Origin of the sequence: Rothia sp. HMSC073B08, from assembly GCF_001812975.1 — a bacterium.
GTDB classification, from domain to species: Bacteria; Actinomycetota; Actinomycetes; order Actinomycetales; family Micrococcaceae; genus Rothia; species Rothia mucilaginosa.
This window is the reverse complement of sequence record NZ_KV811069.1, coordinates 1-21,629: the sequence shown is the minus strand read 5'-3', so window position 1 is coordinate 21,629 and position 21,629 is coordinate 1. Positions and strand designations below refer to the sequence as shown.

17 protein-coding genes are annotated in these 21,629 nt (G+C 58.6%); 13 read left to right on the top strand and 4 right to left on the bottom strand.

Translation table 11 applies throughout. From position 1 onward, the window contains the following. Positions 1 to 202 precede the first annotated feature (202 nt). The 3 genes from HMPREF2884_RS05180 to HMPREF2884_RS05170 all read right to left on the bottom strand — a co-directional run bounded on the left by HMPREF2884_RS05180 (position 203) and on the right by HMPREF2884_RS05170 (position 3,515). The gene (locus HMPREF2884_RS05180; RefSeq protein WP_070616142.1) at positions 203 to 958 is read right to left on the bottom strand and encodes an HAD family hydrolase; all 756 of its coding nucleotides are present in this window, start codon (positions 956 to 958) and stop codon (positions 203 to 205) included. A gap of 176 nt (positions 959 to 1,134) precedes the next feature. After that, on the bottom strand, positions 1,135 to 2,553 hold the full coding sequence (locus tag HMPREF2884_RS05175) for an FtsX-like permease family protein (protein ID WP_070616140.1): 1,419 nt from the start codon (positions 2,551 to 2,553) through the stop codon (positions 1,135 to 1,137). After that, a complete protein-coding gene (locus tag HMPREF2884_RS05170) occupies positions 2,553 to 3,515 on the bottom strand; it encodes an ABC transporter ATP-binding protein (protein WP_070616144.1) in 963 nt (320 codons plus the stop codon). The genes HMPREF2884_RS05175 and HMPREF2884_RS05170 overlap by 1 nt, the downstream gene beginning before the upstream one ends. A 265-nt stretch (positions 3,516 to 3,780) precedes the next feature. Between HMPREF2884_RS05170 and HMPREF2884_RS05165 the strand changes: the two genes are divergently transcribed. The 8 genes from HMPREF2884_RS05165 to HMPREF2884_RS05130 all read left to right on the top strand — a co-directional run bounded on the left by HMPREF2884_RS05165 (position 3,781) and on the right by HMPREF2884_RS05130 (position 14,717). Next, a complete protein-coding gene (locus HMPREF2884_RS05165) occupies positions 3,781 to 5,070 on the top strand; it encodes a histidine phosphatase family protein (protein WP_070616138.1) in 1,290 nt (429 codons plus the stop codon). Continuing rightward, positions 5,060 to 5,524, top strand: a complete 465-nt coding sequence (locus HMPREF2884_RS05160; RefSeq protein ID WP_049358374.1) for a VanZ family protein — start codon at positions 5,060 to 5,062, stop codon at positions 5,522 to 5,524. The genes HMPREF2884_RS05165 and HMPREF2884_RS05160 overlap by 11 nt, the downstream gene beginning before the upstream one ends. A gap of 400 nt (positions 5,525 to 5,924) precedes the next feature. Beyond that, positions 5,925 to 6,716 (top strand): DeoR/GlpR family DNA-binding transcription regulator, encoded by a 792-nt coding sequence (locus tag HMPREF2884_RS05155; RefSeq protein WP_049353963.1) that lies wholly within the window; start codon positions 5,925 to 5,927, stop codon positions 6,714 to 6,716. Then, complete coding sequence (locus HMPREF2884_RS05150; RefSeq protein ID WP_005508167.1) at positions 6,716 to 7,666, top strand: 1-phosphofructokinase family hexose kinase; 951 nt, start codon at positions 6,716 to 6,718, stop codon at positions 7,664 to 7,666. Before HMPREF2884_RS05155 ends, HMPREF2884_RS05150 begins: the two co-directional genes overlap by 1 nt. Before the next feature lie 191 nt (positions 7,667 to 7,857). Continuing rightward, a complete protein-coding gene (locus tag HMPREF2884_RS05145) occupies positions 7,858 to 9,849 on the top strand; it encodes a PTS fructose transporter subunit IIABC (RefSeq protein WP_070616136.1) in 1,992 nt (663 codons plus the stop codon). A 99-nt stretch (positions 9,850 to 9,948) separates the two neighbouring features. Further along, entirely contained in the window at positions 9,949 to 11,643 is a 1,695-nt protein-coding gene (gene ptsP / locus HMPREF2884_RS05140) for a phosphoenolpyruvate--protein phosphotransferase (protein WP_070616134.1), read from the top strand. Between the two features lie 233 nt (positions 11,644 to 11,876). Continuing rightward, the gene (locus HMPREF2884_RS05135; RefSeq protein ID WP_005504506.1) at positions 11,877 to 12,155 is read left to right on the top strand and encodes an HPr family phosphocarrier protein; all 279 of its coding nucleotides are present in this window, start codon (positions 11,877 to 11,879) and stop codon (positions 12,153 to 12,155) included. A gap of 417 nt (positions 12,156 to 12,572) precedes the next feature. Continuing rightward, on the top strand, positions 12,573 to 14,717 hold the full coding sequence (locus HMPREF2884_RS05130; RefSeq protein WP_070616132.1) for a threonine/serine exporter family protein: 2,145 nt from the start codon (positions 12,573 to 12,575) through the stop codon (positions 14,715 to 14,717). A gap of 126 nt (positions 14,718 to 14,843) precedes the next feature. On the opposite strand, the gene HMPREF2884_RS05125 is transcribed toward HMPREF2884_RS05130, so the two are convergent. Further along, positions 14,844 to 15,515 (bottom strand): uracil-DNA glycosylase, encoded by a 672-nt coding sequence (locus tag HMPREF2884_RS05125; protein ID WP_049353955.1) that lies wholly within the window; start codon positions 15,513 to 15,515, stop codon positions 14,844 to 14,846. A gap of 194 nt (positions 15,516 to 15,709) precedes the next feature. Between HMPREF2884_RS05125 and HMPREF2884_RS05120 the strand changes: the two genes are divergently transcribed. The 5 genes from HMPREF2884_RS05120 to HMPREF2884_RS05100 all read left to right on the top strand — a co-directional run. Continuing rightward, positions 15,710 to 16,015, top strand: coding sequence for a DUF3263 domain-containing protein (locus HMPREF2884_RS05120; protein WP_049348969.1), 306 nt, complete (start codon positions 15,710 to 15,712; stop codon positions 16,013 to 16,015). 272 nt (positions 16,016 to 16,287) lie between these two features. Then, on the top strand, positions 16,288 to 16,860 hold the full coding sequence (locus tag HMPREF2884_RS05115; RefSeq protein ID WP_049353953.1) for a LytR C-terminal domain-containing protein: 573 nt from the start codon (positions 16,288 to 16,290) through the stop codon (positions 16,858 to 16,860). Positions 16,861 to 17,230: 370 nt separating this feature from the next. Further along, on the top strand, positions 17,231 to 18,853 hold the full coding sequence (groL, locus tag HMPREF2884_RS05110) for a chaperonin GroEL (protein ID WP_049346117.1): 1,623 nt from the start codon (positions 17,231 to 17,233) through the stop codon (positions 18,851 to 18,853). Between the two features lie 208 nt (positions 18,854 to 19,061). After that, the gene (gene rlmC / locus HMPREF2884_RS05105) at positions 19,062 to 20,195 is read left to right on the top strand and encodes a 23S rRNA (uracil(747)-C(5))-methyltransferase RlmC (protein ID WP_070616131.1); all 1,134 of its coding nucleotides are present in this window, start codon (positions 19,062 to 19,064) and stop codon (positions 20,193 to 20,195) included. Between the two features lie 323 nt (positions 20,196 to 20,518). After that, positions 20,519 to 21,629 (top strand): hypothetical protein (locus HMPREF2884_RS05100; protein ID WP_210398941.1); only part of this gene is annotated, 1,111 nt, incomplete at its 3' end.

The window sequence follows — 21,629 nt, the reverse complement described above, 5'->3', positions numbered from 1 at the left end:
GCCTCCAACCACACTCAACTCTGAAGAGCCGTCAAAGGGCTACAAGAGCGGGTGCTAGAGAGGCAGCTGATAAGCATAGAAGACCCCCGGTCTGCTCCTTGAGGAGCGGGCCGGGGGTCTTTCTTGATGCTGCCTATCAGGTGAGGCGGTGGCGCGGTGAGGCGTCTGCGGTACGTGCTTAGTTCTGCGTCGCCATAGACTGCTATGCCTCAGACTGCTGTGCCGCCTCAAGCTTGGCGATCCAGGTGCGTGCCGCCTCCCAGAGCTGCGGGTCATTGAACGAATCGAAGCGCCCAAAACCGGCCGGTGCCTTTGCCGGGTCGGTGCCTTCCGGAACGTAAATCATGACCTTTGTACCGGCGTCACGTGCCGCCTGCGCGCCCGCGGGGGAGTCCTCGAACGCCAGCGCCTCGTGACCTTCAAAGCCGAGGCGACGTGCCGCCTCCAGGTACATGTCCGGGGCGGGCTTACCGGCCGGAACGTCGTTGCTGCTGACCCAGGTGCGCACCACCGGGGCGTAACCGTAGCTTTCCATTTTCAGGGTCAGAATGTTCGCGGTGGAGTTCGACGCCACCGCAACCGGCATGTGCTCGCTCAGGAAGCCCAGGAACTTCTGCGCACCCTCAATCAGGTCCACGCCGGAGCTGATGACCTCGTGCTCGGTGGTGAGCAGGTCCTTCATCACGCGTTCATGGTGCTCGGCGTACTCTGCGGAGGCAACATTCGGCTTCTGGCCGTTCTGCGCCTCGTAGGAGAGCAGGGCAAGCTCCTCGGCGACGTCGGCTGCCGCCAGGCCGGTGAGGCGGTGCTCGACCTCCTCGGTGAAGGGAACAGACCAGCGGGCGAAAAGCTCACGCTGCACATCGTTCCAGACGGTCTCGGAGTCGAGGAGGATGCCGTCGCAGTCGAAGATTGCGCAGCGGGGGAACCAATCGGAGGGTACTGTGTGTTCAAACATAATGTCAGTCTCTCACAGGGCTTGAGGCTATGGAAGCGGTGGCCCGGTGCGTGAGAAAACATGCGGGGTTGCGCCTCGCCCACGGAACGAAAGACCGGGCGGGACGGAAAACCACATGAAGAAACCCTCCCGCCGCATCCTGAGAGAACGCAACGGGAGGGTAGCAACCGTACAGCTTAGAGAGCGGACACCGGCTTATGAGTCACCTGACGCATAAATGGAATGGTTGCCAGCAGGCCCGCATAGACCAGTACCAGACCCAGCGCAATAGCGCCGAAGGTCAGACCGAACATCTTCGCCAGAATCTCACCGGAAAGACCCTGCGCCGCAATCAACGCCGTCAGCGGCAGACCCAGTAGCGCAGAAACCACGCTAATGAGCACCAGCGGACCGAAAACCACGGTAAGGCGCGAAGCCTGCAACATCCTCGTGGGGGTACCCATCATATTCAGCGAAGAGTACAGCGAACCACGCTCGTAAATGGCGGCGCTCTGGTTCAACACTGCGGAGAGGGTGACCAGCAGGTACGAGAAGAACAGCATGAGCAGCATGCCCTGGAACATGTCCGACATGATGGTCATGAAGGGGCCGGCGGCGGGGCCTACCTCCTTCGCCGTTTTGTTCATCTCACCCGCCAGAATCAGGATGGGGCCGAAGAAGGTCACCAAGAAGGTCGACAGCGCCACACCCGAAACCTGACGCCACGCCCCGCGCGGGGACTCTAGCACCGCACGGTAACCCAGCAGAACCGACGCCTTCTGGGTCATGCGCACACGAATCTTTGCGTATGCCCACACCAGGAAGGTACCAATCAGGTCGATAGCAACCATCATCAGCAGACCCGGCAGAGCAATGAAAATCGCTAGGTTCTTAATCGCGCTATCGGCACCGCCGTCCTGGAAGGGTGAGAACATGCTAAAACCCTTCGAGGTCGAAGCCAGAATCATCACGGCGATGACCAGAACAACACCGATACCCAGAGCAATGTAACCGGCGGAACCAGCCTTCGCGCGGGTACGCACACCCAGCGGGCTGATGCTGACCTTCGCCAGACCGAAGAGGGAGCTAAGAGCCGCCAGAACCATACAGCCCAGGAAGCAGTAGAAAATCACGCTCACCGGCAGGAGCATATTCTCAGCACCCAGCGGAACGTTCATGAAGTGCAAAGCGCCAAAGGGGAAAATCAGCACCAGGTAAAGCAACAGACCGATGATGAAACCCACAAGAGAGTACACCAGCGCGTCCGCAACAGACAGACCCACAATCAGGGTTGTGGAGGCACCAATCAGACGCAGGGACGCCAGACGCTCATCACGGCGGCGGGCACTCAAACGAGCAGCCGAAGCGCCCAGGGTAAAGAGCGGAACAATCAGCACCAGAGCGGCAACCCACGCCAAACCCATGTAGAGCTTCTGAATGCCCATCAGGTTGATCATTTCGTGGTCAACGTTGGCGTGCTCAAGCCACGTGCTCAGCGCCTGAACACCACCGGCAACCGTCAAAAACAGTGCCGAGGAGGCGGCAAAAGCCAGTACGGGAAGAATCGCCTGCGAACTCCATAGGGTTCGCTTGGCGAGTAGAGCATAGATTTGCATTATGCACCTGCCTGAGACTGAGCGCCGAGGTTCTGAGCGTGGTTCTGGGAAGCGGGAACACCGCCCTGGTTATTGCGCTGATCGCTCACAATCTGGCCGTCCTGCAGGTACACCACGCGGGAGCACGCCGCCGCCACGTTCGGGTCGTGAGTCACCACCAGCAGAGTCTTACCCTGCTGCGGAATCATGGTCAGCAGCAGAGCCATCACCTCACGCGCGGTCTTCGAATCCAGTGCGCCGGTCGGCTCATCCGCGAAAGTCACGGGGGCACCGTTCACCTGGGAGCGGGCAATCGCCACACGCTGAGCCTGACCACCGGACATCTCACCCATACGGCGGTCCAGCATCTGCCCCAAACCCAGACGGTTCAACAGATCAGCCGAAATGGAACGCGCCTGCTGGCGGGGAACACCGGCAATCATCGCGGCGAGGGAGACATTCTCCTCCGCGGTCAGCTCGGGAACCAGCAGACCCTGCTGGAACACGAAACCAAACGAGTTAGCGCGCAGGGAGGTGCGCTCACGCTCGCTGAGGGACTCCACCGCCACCTGACCGGTCGGGCCGTTGAACAGCACAGAACCGGCATCGAGCTTGATAATGCCCGAGAGCGCGTGCAACAGGGTGGTCTTACCGGAACCGGAAGGACCCATAATCGCCACGGACTCACCGGGGAAAATATCCAGGCTCACGTTACGTAGCACCGGGTTATTGCCGTACGACTTGTGCAGGTTACGGGCAGAAATAATCGCGCCGCGCGCGAAGGGCGCCTGCTGCATCTGCTGAGGTGCCTGAGCCGGGTAGCCCTGCGGCTGGCCCTGATAGTAGCCCGCCTGGCTCTGCTGGTTAGGCTGACCCTGCTGAGCGGAATACTGACCGGCAGGCTGCGCCGCCTGCGGAGGGGTCATTGAGTACGGGTTCTGAGCCTGGAACTGCGGGTTCTGAGATTGAGGATTCTGCGTCATGACAACCTTCATTGGGTATGAACTAACGGAAGTACTCTTCTATCATCTCAGCTTCTCGGCAGCTCACCCCTCCGTCTGGGGGCTGAAAAATATGGGAAAACCCTGAAAAAATTCGCCCGACCGGGTGCTCAACCACCCCGCAGCTCATACCGCGGTATGAGTGCGCCTCAGCAGAAGGGATAAGCCGCGCACCCCTTGAACTGCACCGAGGCCTTGAACTGCGCGGCGGCCTTGAACTGCATGGAGGCAGTGCCATACTAGAAGGATGACCGACGCACAGAACACCCCCATCATCACTCCGGTAGCCGACCCCGAGGCAGGAACCCGCATCATCTTCCTACGCCACGGCCAGACCGACTGGAACATTGACCACCGCTTCCAGGGCGGCACCGACATCCCCCTCAACGACACCGGCAGAGAACAGGTCCGCACCGCTATCGGCGCCCTGAAGCAGGCAGCAGCTGAAGGCACCACCGTGGACGCTATCGTCTCCTCGCCGCTCTCCCGCGCCGTAGAAAGCGCCGAAATCGTAGCCGAAGGCCTGGGCGTACCCTACCGCGGTGCCGTTGACGGCTTCCAGGAACGTTCCTTTGGCGACTTGGAAGGGCAGATTGCTACCCGCGAGCTGATCCTCGCCTCCCGCCAGTCCAACAATGCTTTCAATGTGGAACCGAAGAAGGACTTCCTCGCCCGCTCCCTCGCGGCGCTGAACCGCGTCCGCCGCGAATACGAGGGTCAGACCGTTGTGGTCGCCGCGCACGGCATGCTGATTGCCATGACCATGACCGCCCTGGTCGCTGAACGCCATCCCGAACTGCTCAACGAGGACGGCATCTACCCGATCCCGGTAAACGCCTCCCTGACCGAGGTGCCCCTGCAGTACCTGGACAACGCAATCGACCGCCTGGTTGTGCAGCATCTGGAACCTGAGCTGGGCCCCGAGGAAGTACCGGCGGGCGCCGAGAACACGACCCTCACCCTGATTCGTCACGGCCAGACCGACTGGAACAAGGCGAACCTGATGCAGGGCATCACCGACATTCCGCTCAATGACACCGGTCGCGAGCAGGCACGCACCACCGGCAAGAAGCTCGCCGACATGGGTCTGGAGTTCACCGTGCTGGTGTCCTCGCCGCTGTCTCGCGCCTACGAGACGGCGCAGCTGGTCGGTGAGCACTTCGATCTGCAGGTGCACAAGACCTACCCCGAGCTGGTGGAACGCGCCTACGGTGCCGGTGAGGGCCTGGACATTCCCGCCCCCGAACGCCGCGCCCCCGAACGCTACTACCCGAACGTGGAATCCGAACGCGACGTGTACATCCGCGCGGTGCGTACCCTGCGCAATATCGTGCGTGAACTCTCAGAAGACTCCGGCGACCAGAAGATTATTGCCGTCAGCCACGGCAGCTTCATTCGCCGCGCCCTCTCCGCCGCAGCCGGTGAAGAGTGGACCGTGACCGTGCCGAACGCCGAACCGCTCACGATTGACGTGCCGGGCCTGTTCGCGTGGGATTCGACCAAGCAGTTCGACGAGGTGGGTCGCCTTGTTTGGTAAAGGTTGGTCTGGCGCTCGCGTATGGCGGCTGATTCTCTGGCCGGTCACGGCGCTGTACTGCGCGGTGGTGGCGAGTATCGTGTTCGCCCCCGTGCACGTGGACGATAACGAGATGGGAGGCCGCCTGGCGCAGCTGCTGGATACCGGCCACGCCGAGGGGTGGCTGCCTGCGTTCATCACCTATTCGAGCATCGAGCAGCTCTCGAACGTCATCATGTTCATTCCGGGCGGTTTTCTTTTCGCCCTGCTACTCAAACCGAAGGCTCGCCCGCACGTGCTGTACTCGGGATTTTTGGTCAGCGCCTGCATTGAGACGATCCAGAGTTTCATGCCTGATCGTACCGGCGATCCGGTGGATGTGCTGATGAACGGTTCGGGTGCCCTGCTGGGTGCGGCGGGTGCTTTGGGCGTGCATCGTTGGCGTCGTGAACGTCGTGAGCGTCAAGGTAAATAAAGTTTTGTGCCCGGTGGAGGCGCTGGTTTCGAGGATTCTCGCTGAGGATTTTCGGAGCTGGCGCCTCCACTTTTTACCCTGTGAGGGCGCCGTGTAGGTGTTGGATACTGTGCGGATGAGGGGGGAGCGGGAAAACCCAACAGTTCATTAGGTCAAACAGACATAAACAGGCAGTGACCTCCGATATAGTGTGGTTTCTGTAGGGAACATTCGGGTAATATTCCGGTAAATACAGCGTTTTATATTGACTTACCCACAAAAACCCACATAAAATCAAGTATTACCCTCAAGTGTTCTGCTGGCTCACTGAAACCATGTCTCTCACGGTTATAAAAGCCGAGCAGAGCACAGAAAAGAACGCACAGATTTCCTCCCACTAGCCCAAAGGAACACCAGATTTATGTTCGCAGAAGAACGCCGTGCCGAAATTGCAAAGCTTGTTGCCTCCGCACGTCGTGTCAACGGCGCTGACCTTGCGCGCCGTTACGATGTGACCATGGAGACCGTGCGTCGTGACCTCGCCGCACTGGAAGAGGCAGGTAAGCTCCGCCGTGTCCACGGTGGTGCTGTCACCATTGAGCAGTCCACCTCCCTGGAGTCCTCCATCTCCTCCCGACAGGGCATGAACACCCCCGAAAAGCGCCGCATCGCCACCAAGGCATACCAGATGCTGCGCGACTCCGAGGCGGGCTCCATCGTCCTGGACGCAGGCTCCACCATCGAAATTCTCGCCGACCACATCGGCGCTGAGAACTTCAGCCTCAAGACCGGCAATGACCGCATCGTCATCACCCATGCACTGCACATTGCAGTCAAGCTCGCCGAAGCCGAAGGCGTCACCCTCGAGCTGGTCGGTGGCCAGCTGCGCAAGATGACCTGGGCTGCTGTTGGTGCACGCGCCGCAGAGCACTTCGGCACCATGCGCCCCGACATTGCGTTCATCGGTGCCAATGGCATTGAAGCGCATTTCGGCATCTCCACCCCCGGCATGAACGAAGCCATTGTCAAGACCGCGATCTGCAAGTCTGCTCGTCGCGTGGTCTTGCTCTGTGACTCTGCGAAGTTCGGTCAGGAATCTCTGGTCCGCTTCGCTGGATTCGAGGATATTGACACCCTCATTACCGATCGCGAGCCCGAAGGTGCCCTCCGTCAGGCACTTGAGGCCGCAAACGTTGAGATTGTGATTGCCTAATGATTATTACTCTGACTGCAAACCCCAGCCTGGACCGCACCATTGAACTGGGTGCGCCTTTGGCTCACGGTGCCGTGCAGCGTGCTGTCGGTGCCGTACAGGATCCCGGCGGCAAGGGCGTGAATATTTCGCGTGCCCTGCAGGTTTCCGGTGTGCCGACCCTCGCCATTGTGCCCGGTGAAGCAACCGACCCGGTGCTGACCGCACTGCAGGCTGTGGACGTCGAGTTCGCTAACCTGCCCACCGGCGAGCCGATTCGTTCGAACATCACCGTGGTTGACCCGGACGGCACCACCACCAAGCTGAACGCCCCCGGCACCGTTTTTGATGCTGAACTACGTCAGAAGCTGGACGAGCTGGTGGTTGAGCGTTCCAAGGGTGCCGACTGGGTGGTTTTGGCTGGTTCGCTGCCTCCGGGTCTGGAACCGACCTACTACTCCGAGCTGGTGGCGGCACTGCGCGCCTCCGGCTACGAGGGCAAGATTGCTATTGATACCTCTGAGGCGCCGCTGATTGCGACCGTCGCCGGTGAGCACAAGCCCACCCTGATTAAGCCCAACTCGGAGGAGCTGGCTCAGCTGACCGGTAGCGATAACTGGGAGGAGCTGGAGGCTAGTCCCGAGCTGACCGCCCGCACCGCCCAGAAGCTGCTCGGCGACGGCATCGAGTACGTGCTTGCCACCCTCGGCGGCGGCGGCGCAGTGCTGGTCACTGAGCAGGGTATCTGGCACGCTGTGCACGAGCCGATTCAGGTTCGTAGCACTGTGGGTGCCGGTGACTCGTCGCTGTCCGGTTTCTTGATTGCTCACACCCGTGGTGAGGATGCCCCCGGTTGCCTGGTTCAGGCGGTAGCTCACGGTTCGGCTGCTGCTGCTCTGCCCGGTACCCGCATGCCTTCGCTGGAGCAGACCACTCCTGAGAAGGTCACTGTTCGTCAGCTGCAGCTCTAATTCGGGCTGTTTTCGCACCTCCAGCTTTTATTCTCAGAAGGGAATATAAGATGGGGTGCTGTGCGCATATGTACACACATATCCGCACGCTGCACACTCAACACACACTGCGCACACTTTGAACTCATATAGGGGAGAAGCCCGGCACCGCTGAGCGAATCCCCGCCCCAACACATACCCGAGGAGGGAATATGTCTGATCTGATCACCGCAGATCTCGTCCTGCTGGACGAGAACCTCGGCGAGACCCGATTCGACGTAATTGCCAAGCTCGCCCAGGCAGTCGTAAATGCCGGACGCGCTACCGACTTCGAGCAGCTCTACGCGGCTGCCGAGGCACGCGAATCCAAGACTGACACCGGCATCCCCGGCGGTATTGCGATTCCTCACTGCCGTAGCGCCGCCGTCACCGAGCCGACCCTGGCAATGGCACGCCCCAACCCGGCAGTTTCCTTCGGTGCAAAGGACGGCCCCGCCGACCTGATTTTCTTCATCGCTGCACCCGATGGCGCTGACCAGGCTCACCTGAAGCTGCTCTCCACTCTGGCACGTTCCCTGATGAAGAAGAGCTTCACCGCATCCTTGCGCGAAGCCTCCTCGGCTGAAGAGATTGTTGAACTGGTCAACGGTGCGCTCGGCGTGGGCGAGAAGAAGGCAGAGGCTAAGCCCGCCGCATCTGCCGCCTCCGCTCAGGAAACCCCCGCTGCTTCGGCTCCGGTGAAGAAGATTGTTGCTGTGACCGCATGCCCCACCGGTATCGCTCACACCTACATGGCTGCGGACGCCCTCAAGTACGCTGCTGAAGAGCTCGGCTACGACCTGAAGGTTGAGACCCAGGGCTCCTCGGGTAATGAGAAGCTGACCCAGGCTGATATTGACGCCGCAGACGCCGTGATTTTCGCGGTGTCCGTGAACGTGCGTGAGCGTAACCGCTTCGCGGGTAAGCCCTTTGTTGAGTCTCCCGTCAAGCGCGGTATTGACGAGCCTAAGGAAATGATCGCGGAGGCTCTAGCTGAGGCTGAGAACCCCAACGGTGCACGCGTTGCCGCTGCCGCATCCAGCGGTGAGGACAGCGCAGGCGCTACCGAAGGTGCATGGGGCTCGCGCATCTACAAGGCCGTGATGACCGGTATCTCCTACATGATTCCGTTCGTTGCTGCCGGCGGTATTCTGGTCGCCCTGGGCTTCGTTTTCGAGGCAATTACGGTGCCGAACCTTGGCGATGTGAACACCAAGGCGATTCTCGACTCGGCAACCCTGTTCAACCTCGGTGACGTGCACTGGACCCTGTACCTGGGTGCTGTTCTGCAGACCATCGGCGGTTTCGGTCTGAGCCTGATGGTTCCGGCTCTTGCCGCGTACATTGCGTACGGTTTGGCTCAGCGTCCCGGTATTGCTCCGGGCTTCATCGCCGGTTCGGTGGCTCTTGCGGTGAACGCGGGCTTCCTTGGCGGCATTGTTGGCGGTATTCTCGCCGGTCTGATTGCGTACGCTCTGGGCACCCTGAAGCTGCCCCGCTGGCTTGGCTCGATGATGCCTGTGGTCATCACCCCGCTGGTAACTTCTCTGGTTGCCGGCCTGGCAATGTACCTGCTGCTCGGTGCGCCCCTGGCGTGGGTTATGACCACCCTGCAGGATTGGCTGACCTCCATGTCTGGTGGCTCCGCTCTGCTGCTGGGTCTGATCCTGGGTGCCATGATGGCTTCTGACCTGGGTGGCCCCATCAACAAGGCTGCTTACCTCTTCGCAACCGCTGGTCTGTCCTCGGGTGCGACCGTGAACCAGGAAATCATGGCTGCCGTCATTATTTCCGGTATGGTTCCGCCGCTGGCTATGGCTCTGGCAACCACCCTGCGCCCCAAGCTGTTCAACGAGAACGAGCGTGAGAACGGTAAGGCTGCGTGGCTGCTGGGTGCATCCTTCATCTCTGAGGGTGCTATTCCCTTCGCTTCGGCTGACCCGGCTCGCGTGATTCCTTCGACCATTGTTGGTGGCGCTATTGCCGGTGCAATCTCCATGGGTGCGCACGTGGCTTCCCCGGCTCCGCACGGTGGTATTTGGATTATTGGTCTGGCACAGAACCCGCTGATGTTCCTGGCGGCTGTTGTTGCCGGTACCGTTGTTTCGGCGCTACTGTACGTGGTGCTGAAGTCCCTGGGTGCCCGCTCTAAGGCATCCGCATAAAGGCCGTATAACCTCACCTTCATTTGATCGTCTGTTTGCAAGCGTGAGCGTGAAAAAACACGTTACACTGTAGACAAACCACAGATAGGACATGAATTTATGACTACCTACAAGGGCGTCGGCGTATACGCCGGCCGCGTTATTGGCCCCGTTCTTCAGATGCCTAAGCCCATCGAGGAACCCAAGGATGGTCTGCGTCTGAGCGGTGAGACCGCTGAGGCTGCAGCGCAGCGCATCAAGGACGCTTCGGTCCGCGTGAAGGAAGACCTGCTCGCTCGTGCAGAGCACGCTAGCCGTGACGGCAAGGCTGTTCTGAAGTCTACCTCTCAGATGGCTACCGACCGTGCACTGATTAAGAGCGCTATCAAGCTGGTTGAGACTCAGGAGATGGCTCCCGAGCGCGCAATCTGGGAGGCTGCAACCTCCTTCGCTGACCAGATGGCTGCTCTGGGCGGCTACATGGCTGAGCGCGTCACCGACATCCACGACGTGCGTGCCCGCATCGTTGCTGAGCTGACCGGCCAGCAGGCCCCCGGCATCCCCGTTTCTGACGAGCCGTTCATCCTGGCTGCTATTGACCTGGCACCGGCTGACACCGCGACTCTGGACCCTGAGAAGGTTATCGCTCTGATCACCTCTGACGGTGGCCCCCAGGCACACACCGCTATTCTGGCTCGCGGCCTGGGCCTGCCCGCTATTGTGGCGGCTAAGGGCGTGACCGACATTGCTGACGGCACCATCGTCTACGTGGAATCCAACGAAGGCATCGTTGACACCGAGCCCACCGACGCTGACCGTGAGGCAGCAATCAAGTACGCAAACCGTAAGCCCGTCGCTGACTTCGACGGTCAGGGTGTGCTGGCTGACGGCACCCGCGTCGAGCTGTACGCAAACGTTGGTGACGGCAAGTCCGCTGAGAAGGCTGCAAGCCTGAAGGCTGAGGGTGTTGGCCTGCTGCGCACCGAGTTCGGCTTCCTGGGCCACGACTCTGAGCCTTCTATCGAGACTCAGGCTAAGACCTACAAATCCGTGTTTGACGCATTCCCTGGCAAGCACATTGTGGTTCGTACCCTGGACGCTGGCGCTGACAAGCCCCTGCCGTTCCTGAACGTGAACCCCGAAGAGAACCCCGCACTGGGTGTTCGTGGCTTCCGTACTGACTGGACCGTTCCGGGCGTTCTGACCCGCCAGCTGGAGGCTATTAAGGCTGCTTCTGAGGACTCCGACGCTGACATCTGGGTTATGGCTCCGATGATTTCGACCACCTCCGAGGCACGCAACTTCGCGAACATGCTCAAGGAGATTGGCCTGCCCGTTCACGGTGTGATGGTTGAGACCCCCGCAGCTGTGATGAACGCTGAGGCAATCCTGGGCGAGGTCGACTTCGTGTCCATTGGTACCAACGACCTGACCCAGTACACCATGGCGGCTGACCGCCTGCTGGGCGACCTGGCGCACCTGAACAACCCCTGGCAGCCTGCAGTGCTGAAGATGATCAAGATGACCGTTGAGGGTGCTCAGCGTGCATCGGTCACCGCGGGTAAGAAGAAGTACGTGAGCGTCTGTGGTGAGGCTGCTGCTGATCCGGCTCTGGCTGTTGTTCTGATTGGTCTGGGCGTTGACACCCTGTCCATGAACGCTGGCGCTATTCCCGCTGTGGCTGCGGTTCTGAAGTCCGTGACCAAGGAGAAGGCACAGCAGATTGCGGCTATCGCTCTGCAGCAGATTTCTTCTGCTGAGGCGAAGGAGAGCGCACGCAAGGCTCTGCCGATTCTGGACGAGCTGGGCCTCTAAGCCTTAAAACGATTTCGGGGCTGCCTGCCGCTTCTTGATGGGGTGTGCTGGGCGGTGCCTGAGTCTATGAAAATGCCGGGTGTAGAGTTTTATTTCTGCATCCGGCATTTTTGGTACTTGTTAGCGTATGGCTGAACGGTACAATTTATAGAGTAAGGGCGGGTCCTGAAGCGCCCCGTTCATTTAGAATAGGTACTGATATATTTCGGTTCCTTGATCAAAGGAGAAACATAATGGCAGAGCGCGAAGCCACTATTGCAAGCCGTGTTGGCCTGCACGCACGTCCGGCAGCTATCTTCGCTGAGGCAGCCGGCGACCTCCCCGTCGAGGTCACCATCGCAGCTAAGGGCGAGCCCGCAGATGAGGCTATGGACGCTGCATCGATTCTGTCCCTGATGTCCCTGGGTGCAAAGCACGGCGACGTTGTTGTCCTGCGCGCTGAGGGTGAAGGTGCTGAAGAGGCTCTGGACTCGCTGGTTAAGATCCTCGAGACCGACCACGACGCTGAGTAATTGACTTTCGCCTCTGAAGTGACCCCGAGCGGTGCGCTTCGGATGCTGTGAAGGCTACAGCCTTAAAGCGTGAATATCCCGTCACTTCGGTGGCGGGATATTTTTTTTGTTATGAATAATTCATTTCTTATTGAGGTGCGAGTGGGGGTAGGTGGGGGATATTTCTCTGCAAATCTTAATGTACATATAACCTTTATTTTTCCTCGAAAATAGCTCTAGAAATATCTCCCAAAATATCTTCTGTACAGTAGTGACCTGGATTTCTCTTCATATCAATGAATCTTTCTGCCGTAAGTTCCGCAGAGCGCTTTTGCTCACAAAATCACCGGGCAGAAAAGTGATATTTCTGCTCTTCAGTGCTACCGCAGAATCGTGCCCTTGTTAGACTAAAAAGGCACTGTCTATCTGGGAGGGACATTGGCAGAATCGAGGAACACCCCCGCGACCCCCACATCGCGGGAAGCTTCGCATGCAGGCGAAGCAAACACTGCCGCAACGGAAGGAAGCGAGCAGAATACCACCGCGGGCTACATCGCCGGCAAACGCGGTTTTCCCCTGGTTTCACTAGACCAGGTCACAGACGAGAAATTGCGCCGCGTGCTGGCTCAGCATGCCGCCTCCGCGAAGAACCCCGAGGGCACCGTTAAGGCAGAAGCAGTGAGTGAGGTGCTCCAGGAAGCTGCTGCCGACATGGTCATTACCCCGCAGGAGACCGCAGAGCCCGATTGTGGCCCGGAACTGTGCCCCCACGAGCACGATCATGGGGCGCGCACCGTCATTGACCCCTCCCTCGTGCCTGATGACGACCTGGATGCGTACCGTGAGGACCCTAACCCCGTCACATCCAGCAACTTGGTAACTGAGGCGGCGCTGACTCGCCCCTCCCAGCCGGTGCCCATGACCGGCATGATTCCGCAGGTGCCCAACTCTCACGCAGCCCGCCGCTTCGGCGCGGATCCTACCGCAATGCCGAAGACCGGGCCTGTCTCGATGCCCACCACCTCCGTACCGCTGGTTGAGGGCGGCTCTCGCGGCCTGTTTGGGCGCGGTAGCGGTGGTCGCTGGGGTTCGCGTCGCTTCCGCTCCTTCGTGCGCACTGAGGAGGCGGCACCCGCCGCCCCGCGCGGTGCCCAGCGCATCGCGCAGCGCCAGTTCGTGCCTACTATCCGTTCTGAGGAGCATGAGCGTCGTGAGGCGTTCCGTCGTGAGAAGGAGTACGCCCGCGATACTCTGAACTTCACCCTGCGCCTGGCGGAGGCGATGTTCCACTACGGCGCGGACGCAATGGACGTGGACTCTGCGATTATTGCGGTATCTTCGGCGTACGGACTGGACTCGGTGGAAGTCGATATTACGAACCAGTCGGTGACCATCAACTACACTTCGGACCCCGATATTTACATGGAGTCCCGCATCGCCAAGCGCAATGCGAACGCTGAGGAGCGCTTCACCCATACCCTGGTGCGTGTGGTGCGTTCCTCCACTGAGAACTATGAGGCGCTCTCCGAGGTGTACGGCCTAATCTACAAGATTACTCGCGGTGGTATGACCCTGGAAATGGCTGATTTGAAGCTGAACCAGATTACCCCCCGCCCCAAGCCGTTCCCGCCTCTGGTGGTGTGGTTGGCGAACCTGGCGTGTGCCGGAACCCTGACGGCGGCGCTGGGTGCAAGTTTTGCGACGGCGTTGAGTGCGGCGATTATCTTTATTCCCGTGTACCTGCTGATTCAGTGGTTGAGTTCGATTGGTATTCCGGCGTTCTTCCGTATGGCTGCTAGTGCTGGTCTGATGACCTTCTTGGCGATTTGGCTGGGCGGTGAGGGATCTATTCTTTCGGTGCTGCAGCGTCAGGGGGAAGCGATTTCGGCGCCTCTGGTGGTGGCTGCGGGCATGATTATGTTCTTGCCGACTCCGCGCCTGGTGGGTGCCGTGCAGGACGCGATTAATGGCTTCCCGGTGACGGCTGCGGGTCGTTTCGTGTCTACGGGTATGAGCTTCTTGGGCCTGGTGGTTGGCATTGCGACCGCAGTTAGTGCGATCAATATTTTCAACGGCCCGACCCTGGATATTGAGCAGTTGCGTTTTGACCCGACAACCCCGCTGGTGGCGTCGTTCTTCTTCCTGATTGCGATTGCGACCTTTGCGATTACCTTGCAGACGAAGCTGGTGAAGGTCGGGTGGCTGATGGTCATTACGGGCTGCGGTCTGGCGGCGTATTACAGTTATGAGCTGCTTGCTGGTCCGAGTACGGGTCGCGGTCCGACGGCGTGTGCGGCGGTTGTGATTGGTGCGTTGAGCACGTATTTTGCGTACCGTCTGCATGTGCCCCAGGCGATCTTCTCGATTCCGGCGATTACGTTCTTGCTGCCGGGTCTGTCGTTCTTCCGCGGCATGTATCTGTTGACGGTTGAGACGGACGTGATTCTGGGTATGCAGAATATGATTACGGCGGTTTCTATTGTGGTGGCGATGGCTTCGGGTGTTGCGTTGGGTAATTACACGATGCAGTATGCGCTACAGCGTTTTACGACTCCGAGGAACGTGGAACCGGCTGATTCTTAGCCCTTTTTCAAGGGTATATAGCCGATATTGCATATATTGGATGCGGGGAAGGGGCGGTAGCCTGCGAGTTCAACTCACAAGCTACTACCCCTTCGCTATGCTCTGGTGCAGGCTCTCGTATTGTGCCTAGCGAACGGTCCAGTCCACCGGCTCCGCGCCCTGCTGCACGAGCAGAGAATTCACTGTCGAGAACGGACGCGAACCAAAGAAACCACGATGCGCAGACAGCGGCGAAGGATGCGCCGACTCCACGCTCGGGTACGGCTGCAGCATGGGTGCGCACTTGCGTGCATCCGCGCCCCACAGCAGACCAACCAGCGGCTGATTGCGCGCCACTAGGGCACGGATAGCGCACTCGGTAATCTCTTCCCAGCCCTTGCCGCGGTGCGAGCCGGCATCCGACTCGCGCACGGTCAGCACCCTGTTGAGCAGCATGATGCCCTCATCCGCCCAGCATGACAGATCGCCGTGATCAGCCGGAGCGATGCCCAGATCGTCCTCAAGTTCCTTGTAAATATTGTTCAGCGAACGAGGCAGAGGCATACCGCGGTGCACCGAGAACGACAGGCCCATCGCATTGCCGGGGGTCGGGTAGGGGTCCTGACCAATAATGAGTACCTTCACCCGACTCATGGGGCGGCGGAACGCATTAAAAATATCGCCGGCAGGCGGGAACGTACGGTAACCCGCCGCGTGCTCCTCACGCAGGAAAGCGCCCATGGCGTGAATCTGCTCTTCGACCGGGGCGAGGGCTGCCGCCCAATCCTCGCTCATAATGCTGCTGAGGGGCTGGTTCATGAATCTCCTCGGGGAATTTCCTGGGGCTGATGCGACCCGGACGGTGACGGGGCCGGGCGCGCTACGATTACTTCTCTTCTAGACTGAAGTTCTCTTCTAGATTGGGGTTCTCTTCTAGACTAGGGGATGACGAATACGCACGCTAGGAGACGCCAGCCGCGGCAGGCGAACTACAGACAGAACGAGGAGGGAACGTGTCAGACCAGGAACGAGCTGAAACCGCGCAGAGCCAGGCGGAAGTAGAAAACCAGCCGGAAGCACAGAACCAGCAGGAAGTAGGGAGCCAACCCGGCGGTCTGACCCCGGTGGAGCGCCGCATCCTTGAGGTGGAGCGCCGCCGCTTCAAGCACCAGGGCTCCAAAGAGAAGGCGATTATCGCCGCCGGATTCACCCCGATTGCCTACTACCAGCGCCTGAACGTGATGCTGGACGATAAGCGGGTACGCGCCGCGGCGCCGCAGATTATCGACGTTCTGCGTGCCCGTCGAGACGCTGACTAGGGGCTTGAATCGGGGGAGTCGTGCGAGCTTTCCAACTCCTGCTTTCAGCCCCGCACACCTCAAGTTCAACCAGAGATTGAACACTGTGCGGTGTGCGTCTCTTTCACAGCCGGTTGCGGGGCGTTCACGTTGGTTCTCGCTAGTTGAGCCGGTACTCTAGGTACTAGAACACCAAGACCGCACCTTCCGTAGCCGCGCGATGCATCAGCCCATGCGCCAGGCAGGACGGTACGGTACCAGCCGGTAAACAGAGACCCGTGAAATGAGGATAAATGAGCTACCCCCGCGACGAATTTGACGAGGTAGACGAAAATACCGCCCGCCGCGGAACCTACCGCGCGGTCAATGCTGACCCGGCAAAGAGCCCCAAGGGCGCTATCCCCCTGGTAGCTGCAGGCGTAGTTGGTCTGCTCATCGGTGGCGCAATGTACGTGTACGCGCCGCGCACCGCCTCCCCGCAGTATTCGGCGTCCACCGCGAAGAGTAGCTCCGCCCCCGCAAGCGCCTCTGCGTCCTCTGCGCCGGCTAAGGCTTCCGCCTCGGCAAGTGCTACGAAGACCGGTCTGGCTGAGTCCATCTCTGTGGCGGTCTACAATGCGGCGGCTCCGGCGGGTAGTGCATCTCGTGCGGCGGCTCTGCTGACCGGCTACACCATCAACGAGACGGCAAACTACACGGGTGCGGCACCGGCAACCAGCGTGGTCTACTACGCTGAGGGCTACCAGTCGCAGGCGCAGAGCATCGCCTCGAAGCTGGACATTTCGCAGGTGCGTCAGGCAACTTCCGATGTGCAGATGGGCAACCACGAGGTGATTGTGGTGCTGGCTTCCGATTACACCGGCTAGGCCCCGGCATCCGCCGCTTTGTAATTACAAACTTTCATCAACCCCACCCGTGCGATCCCACCGATGCACAGGGCGGGGTTGATGCTTTTAACACCCCTCTCGCACTCCCGGCGGGCACACCGGTAACGCCCCTTTTGACGGGGTTGATGAGCGCAGATTAAGCACTGGGCGATTAACCCTTCAACCTTGGGCTTAAACGTTTGCTCCATGCCGGTACGGGTGCCACAATTGATGTAGCGTTCGGGTGTTTTATGTCCTGCTCTGCCCGCGCCTCCGTAACGGGGGCGTTGTGGAGGGGTAGCCACCCGATTTTAGATGTACCGCACCCGCAGGGGTGAAGGAAAAAATCCGATCGTCCAGGAGGACACTTATGGCAAAGCTCATTGCTTTTGACGAAGAGGCACGCCGCGGCCTTGAGCGCGGTTTGAACACCCTCGCCGATGCAGTGAAGGTGACCCTCGGCCCCCGCGGCCGCAACGTTGTGCTGGAGAAGGCGTGGGGCGCCCCCACCATCACCAACGACGGTGTCTCGATCGCGAAGGAAATCGAGCTGGAGGATCCGTACGAGAAGATTGGTGCGGAGCTCGTCAAGGAAGTTGCTAAGAAGACTGACGACATCGCAGGTGACGGTACCACCACCGCTACCGTTCTGGCTCAGGCACTGGTTCGCGAGGGCCTGCGCAACGTGGCTGCTGGCGCTGACCCGCTGAGCCTCAAGCGCGGCATTGAGAAGGCTGTTGAGGCTGTGACCGAGGCTCTGCTCTCCTCCGCGAAGGAAGTTGAGACCGAGGAAGAGATTGCCGCAACCGCATCTATTTCCGCTGGCGACGCCGAGATCGGCAAGCTCATTGCTGAGGCAATGGAGAAGGTCGGCAAGGAAGGCGTCATCACCGTTGAGGACTCCAACACTTTCGGTCTGCACCTGGAACTGACTGAGGGTATGCGCTTCGACAAGGGCTTCCTGTCCGGTTACTTCGTGACCGACCCGGAGCGTCAGGAAGCAGTCCTGGAGGACCCCTACATCCTGGTTGTGAACCAGAAGATTTCGAACGTGAAGGACCTCGTCCCCGTCCTGGAGAAGGTCATGCAGTCCGGCAAGCCGCTGCTGATTGTTGCTGAGGACGTTGAGGGTGAGGCTCTGGCTCTGCTGGTGCTGAACAAGATGCGCGGCTCCATCAAGTCTGTTGCTGTGAAGGCTCCGGGCTTCGGTGACCGCCGTAAGGCTCAGATGGCTGATATCGCTATCTTGACCGGTGGCCAGGTCATTACCGAAGAGGTTGGCCTGTCCCTGGACGCAGCAACCCTGGATATGCTCGGTTCCGCTCGCAAGGTCGTTGTGACCAAGGACGAGACCACCATCATTGAGGGTGCAGGCGACGCAGCGGCTATCGAGGGTCGCGTTGCTCAGATTCGCGCAGAGATCGCTAACTCCGACTCTGACTACGACCGTGAGAAGCTGCAGGAGCGCCTGGCTAAGCTCGCCGGTGGCGTTGCTGTGCTGAAGGCTGGTGCCGCAACTGAGGTTGAGCTGAAGGAACGTAAGCACCGCATTGAGGATGCTGTGCGTAACGCTAAGGCTGCTGTTGAGGAGGGTATCGTCCCCGGTGGTGGCGTTGCTCTGATTCAGGCTGGCGTGAAGGTCTTCGACAAGCTGGAGCTGACCGGTGACGAGGCTACCGGCGCGAACATTGTGCGCGTGGCTATTGACGCACCGCTGAAGCAGATTGCTGCTAACGCTGGCCTGGAGCCGGGCGTTGTGGTTGACCGCGTTCGTTCCCTGCCTGCTGGTACCGGCCTGAACGCTGCAACCGGCGAGTACGAGGACCTGATGGCTGCTGGTATTGCTGACCCGGTGAAGGTGACCCGTTCGGCTCTGCAGAACGCTGCGTCTATTGCTGGTCTGTTCCTGACCACTGAGGCTGTTGTTGCGAACAAGCCGGAGCCCGCTGGCGCGGCTGCTCCCGGTGCGGACGCAATGGGCGGAATGATGTAATAACTTTTTGTCCCTGATGGGGCAAAAAGTTATGGAATCCGAAGGGCACGAAGTGACCTTCGGTGGTGAGATGCCGCTGGAAACTAACCCGGCATAATCACACCGCATCCGTATGAGGCGGGGGCGGCTACCCATGAAGGGTGGCCGCCCCCGCTTTTGTGTGCCCATGCGTCCTGTCCCGGCGGTGGAGGCGGTAGAATGGCTCCTTATGGAATGTGCCTATTTTCGTGATGACCTCTGCTCCTCCTGCCCCAGCATTGAGACCGCCTACACCGCGCAGGTGCAGGCGAAGCAGGAGCATGCCCGCGCCCTGCTTGCCGCGTACCCGCAGCTGCAGTGGCTGGATCCGGTGACCAGTGCGGAGGGGGGCTTCCGCAACAAGGCGAAGCTCGTGGTGGGTGGTTCGGCGAAGAACCCGACCCTCGGCATCGTGGATTACCGTACGGGCGCGTCCACTGATCTTGGCGAATGCCCGCTCTATATGGAGCCGATTCAGGCGGCTATTCCGGTGCTGCGTGAGCTGATTCAGCGCGCAGATTTGACGCCCTATGACATTCCGAATCGTCGCGGTGAGCTGAAGAATATTCTGGTGACGGCTTCGGCGGCGGGTGAGCTGATGGTGCGTTTTGTGTTGCGTTCGAAGAAGCTTCTGGTGCCGATTCGCCGCCAAATGGACTGGCTGCAGGAGCGGCTGCCGAACCTGGCGGTGCTGTCGGTGAACCTGCTGCGTGAGCCGGTGGCACGCGTTGAGGGTGATGAGGAGATTATTCTTTCGGAGCGTCAGACCCTGCCGATGCAGGTGAATGACCTGACCCTGCACCTGCGCCCGCAGAGCTTCTTTCAGACGAACACGAAGGTCGCTGAGGCGATGTATGCGCAGGGCCGTGAGTGGGTGCGTGAGGTGGCTCCACGCTCGCTGTGGGACCTGTACTGCGGCGTGGGCGGTTTTGCCCTGCACGCGGCCTCGGTGATGGATGGCGGCTCGGTAACGGGTATTGAGATCAGTGCGGAGGCGGTCGCCTCGGCGCAGCGCACGGTAGCTGAGTACGGCTTGGAGGGCGTGAACTTTTCGGCGCAGGACGCGCCGGAGTTCGCGGTGTCTTCGGGTGCGGTGCCGCAGATGCTGGTGGTGAATCCGCCGCGTCGCGGTATTGGTGAGAGCCTGTGCGCGTGGATTGAGGGTTCGGGTATTGACCGCGTGGTGTATTCGAGCTGTAACGCGGTGACTCTGGCGAAGGATTTGGAGCGTATGCCGTTGTATGCGCCGGTGCAGGGCCGCGTGCTGGATATGTTCCCGCATACGGACCACTACGAGGTCATGGTGCTGTTGCAACGGCAGTAGGGGCATCGCGTCATACGGATGAGGGGCTGTGGAAGTTGTTGCTTCTGCGGTCCCTTTTGCATGGGGTGGTTATCTGGAGCCAAGGGTAGAGAATGACGATTCGCAAAGCTGATATGTTGAGGCTGTGGTATACCTATACCGTGGTGGTATCGCAAGTGTTGTCTCTAGAGACCCGAGAAAGTATTTACCTGGGTCGAGTAGAAGGCTCCGCTAATTTAATTGAATCTATGTAAGCTTCTAGATATCTCCAAAACAATAATTATATAAACCTGGTTTGGTAATAAGTGATTTTTTGAACTGCGATATTCGAAAGGAACGGAACAATGGCAAGCATTGAAGAAAAAGTTGAGGACTACTATAAGTCTCTTCTAGACGAACTAGGAATTCGTCGTTTTAGCAAGACTGAAAAAATTAACGACTCAATCACGAATGCTTTTGAGCAGGCTGATTCTAAGTCGGGAGGATCGGGTATGAACTATCCAGATATTCAGCTTTTGCTAGAAAATAATAATCGCAGGAATATTCCTGTCATGATTGAAGTTAAGGGAGGAAAAAATAAACTCGAAAAACTCACTCCCGACGGTAATATTGAGATGGTTTCTAGCGGAAAAGACAAGAATCGTGCTGTGCAACAGTATGCCGTAAATGGTGCCTTGCATTATGGTCTGGCAATTTTGAAAGAAGGAACCTATAGCGAGGTAATTATTATTGGAGTAAATGGGTTCAGGCTAGAAAATGGGGTCGTAAAGGACCCAGAAATTAAAGCATACTATGTATCGAAGAAAAATAACGAGGTTCCAAAAGAGATTAGTGAATTTGATTTCGTGCAGATGAAGCACCGGAATATTGATAAGTTGTTTTCTGACCTTGATGACTTGACGTTAACTGATTCCGAGAAGGAAAAAATTAAAAATGCTAAAGAAGGTGAACTGGAAAAGCACATCAAAAATATTCATCAAAAAATATATGATGATAAAAATATTCGAAATCTACTAGGGACGAACGAGAAGCTCTATCTATTCTGTGGCCTTATTATGGCTGGTCTTACAACGGAAGGTATGGCCCGTCTAGATACAGAACAGCTTTTGAGTAACAAAAATCTGCGTAGTAATGATGGCACCATAATTCTAGAAAGAACGAGAGTTTTTTTGGAAAACAAAGGATGCCCAGATGAAAAAATTGATATGGTTGTGAATTACTTAAAGCCTGTATTTACAAAAAAAGATTTATGGAATCCTGTAAATGGAGAAAGTATTATTAAGTCTATATATAGGGACGTAAGAAACAATATTATCCCACTCTTGGAAAGTAATTTGCATCTAGATTTTATGGGCAAGATTCTAAACAGCTTGAATGATTGGGTGAATATTGAAAATGATAAACTTAATGATGTAGTGTTAACGGGCTCTTCAGAGTTGAGTGTGGTTGGAGGCA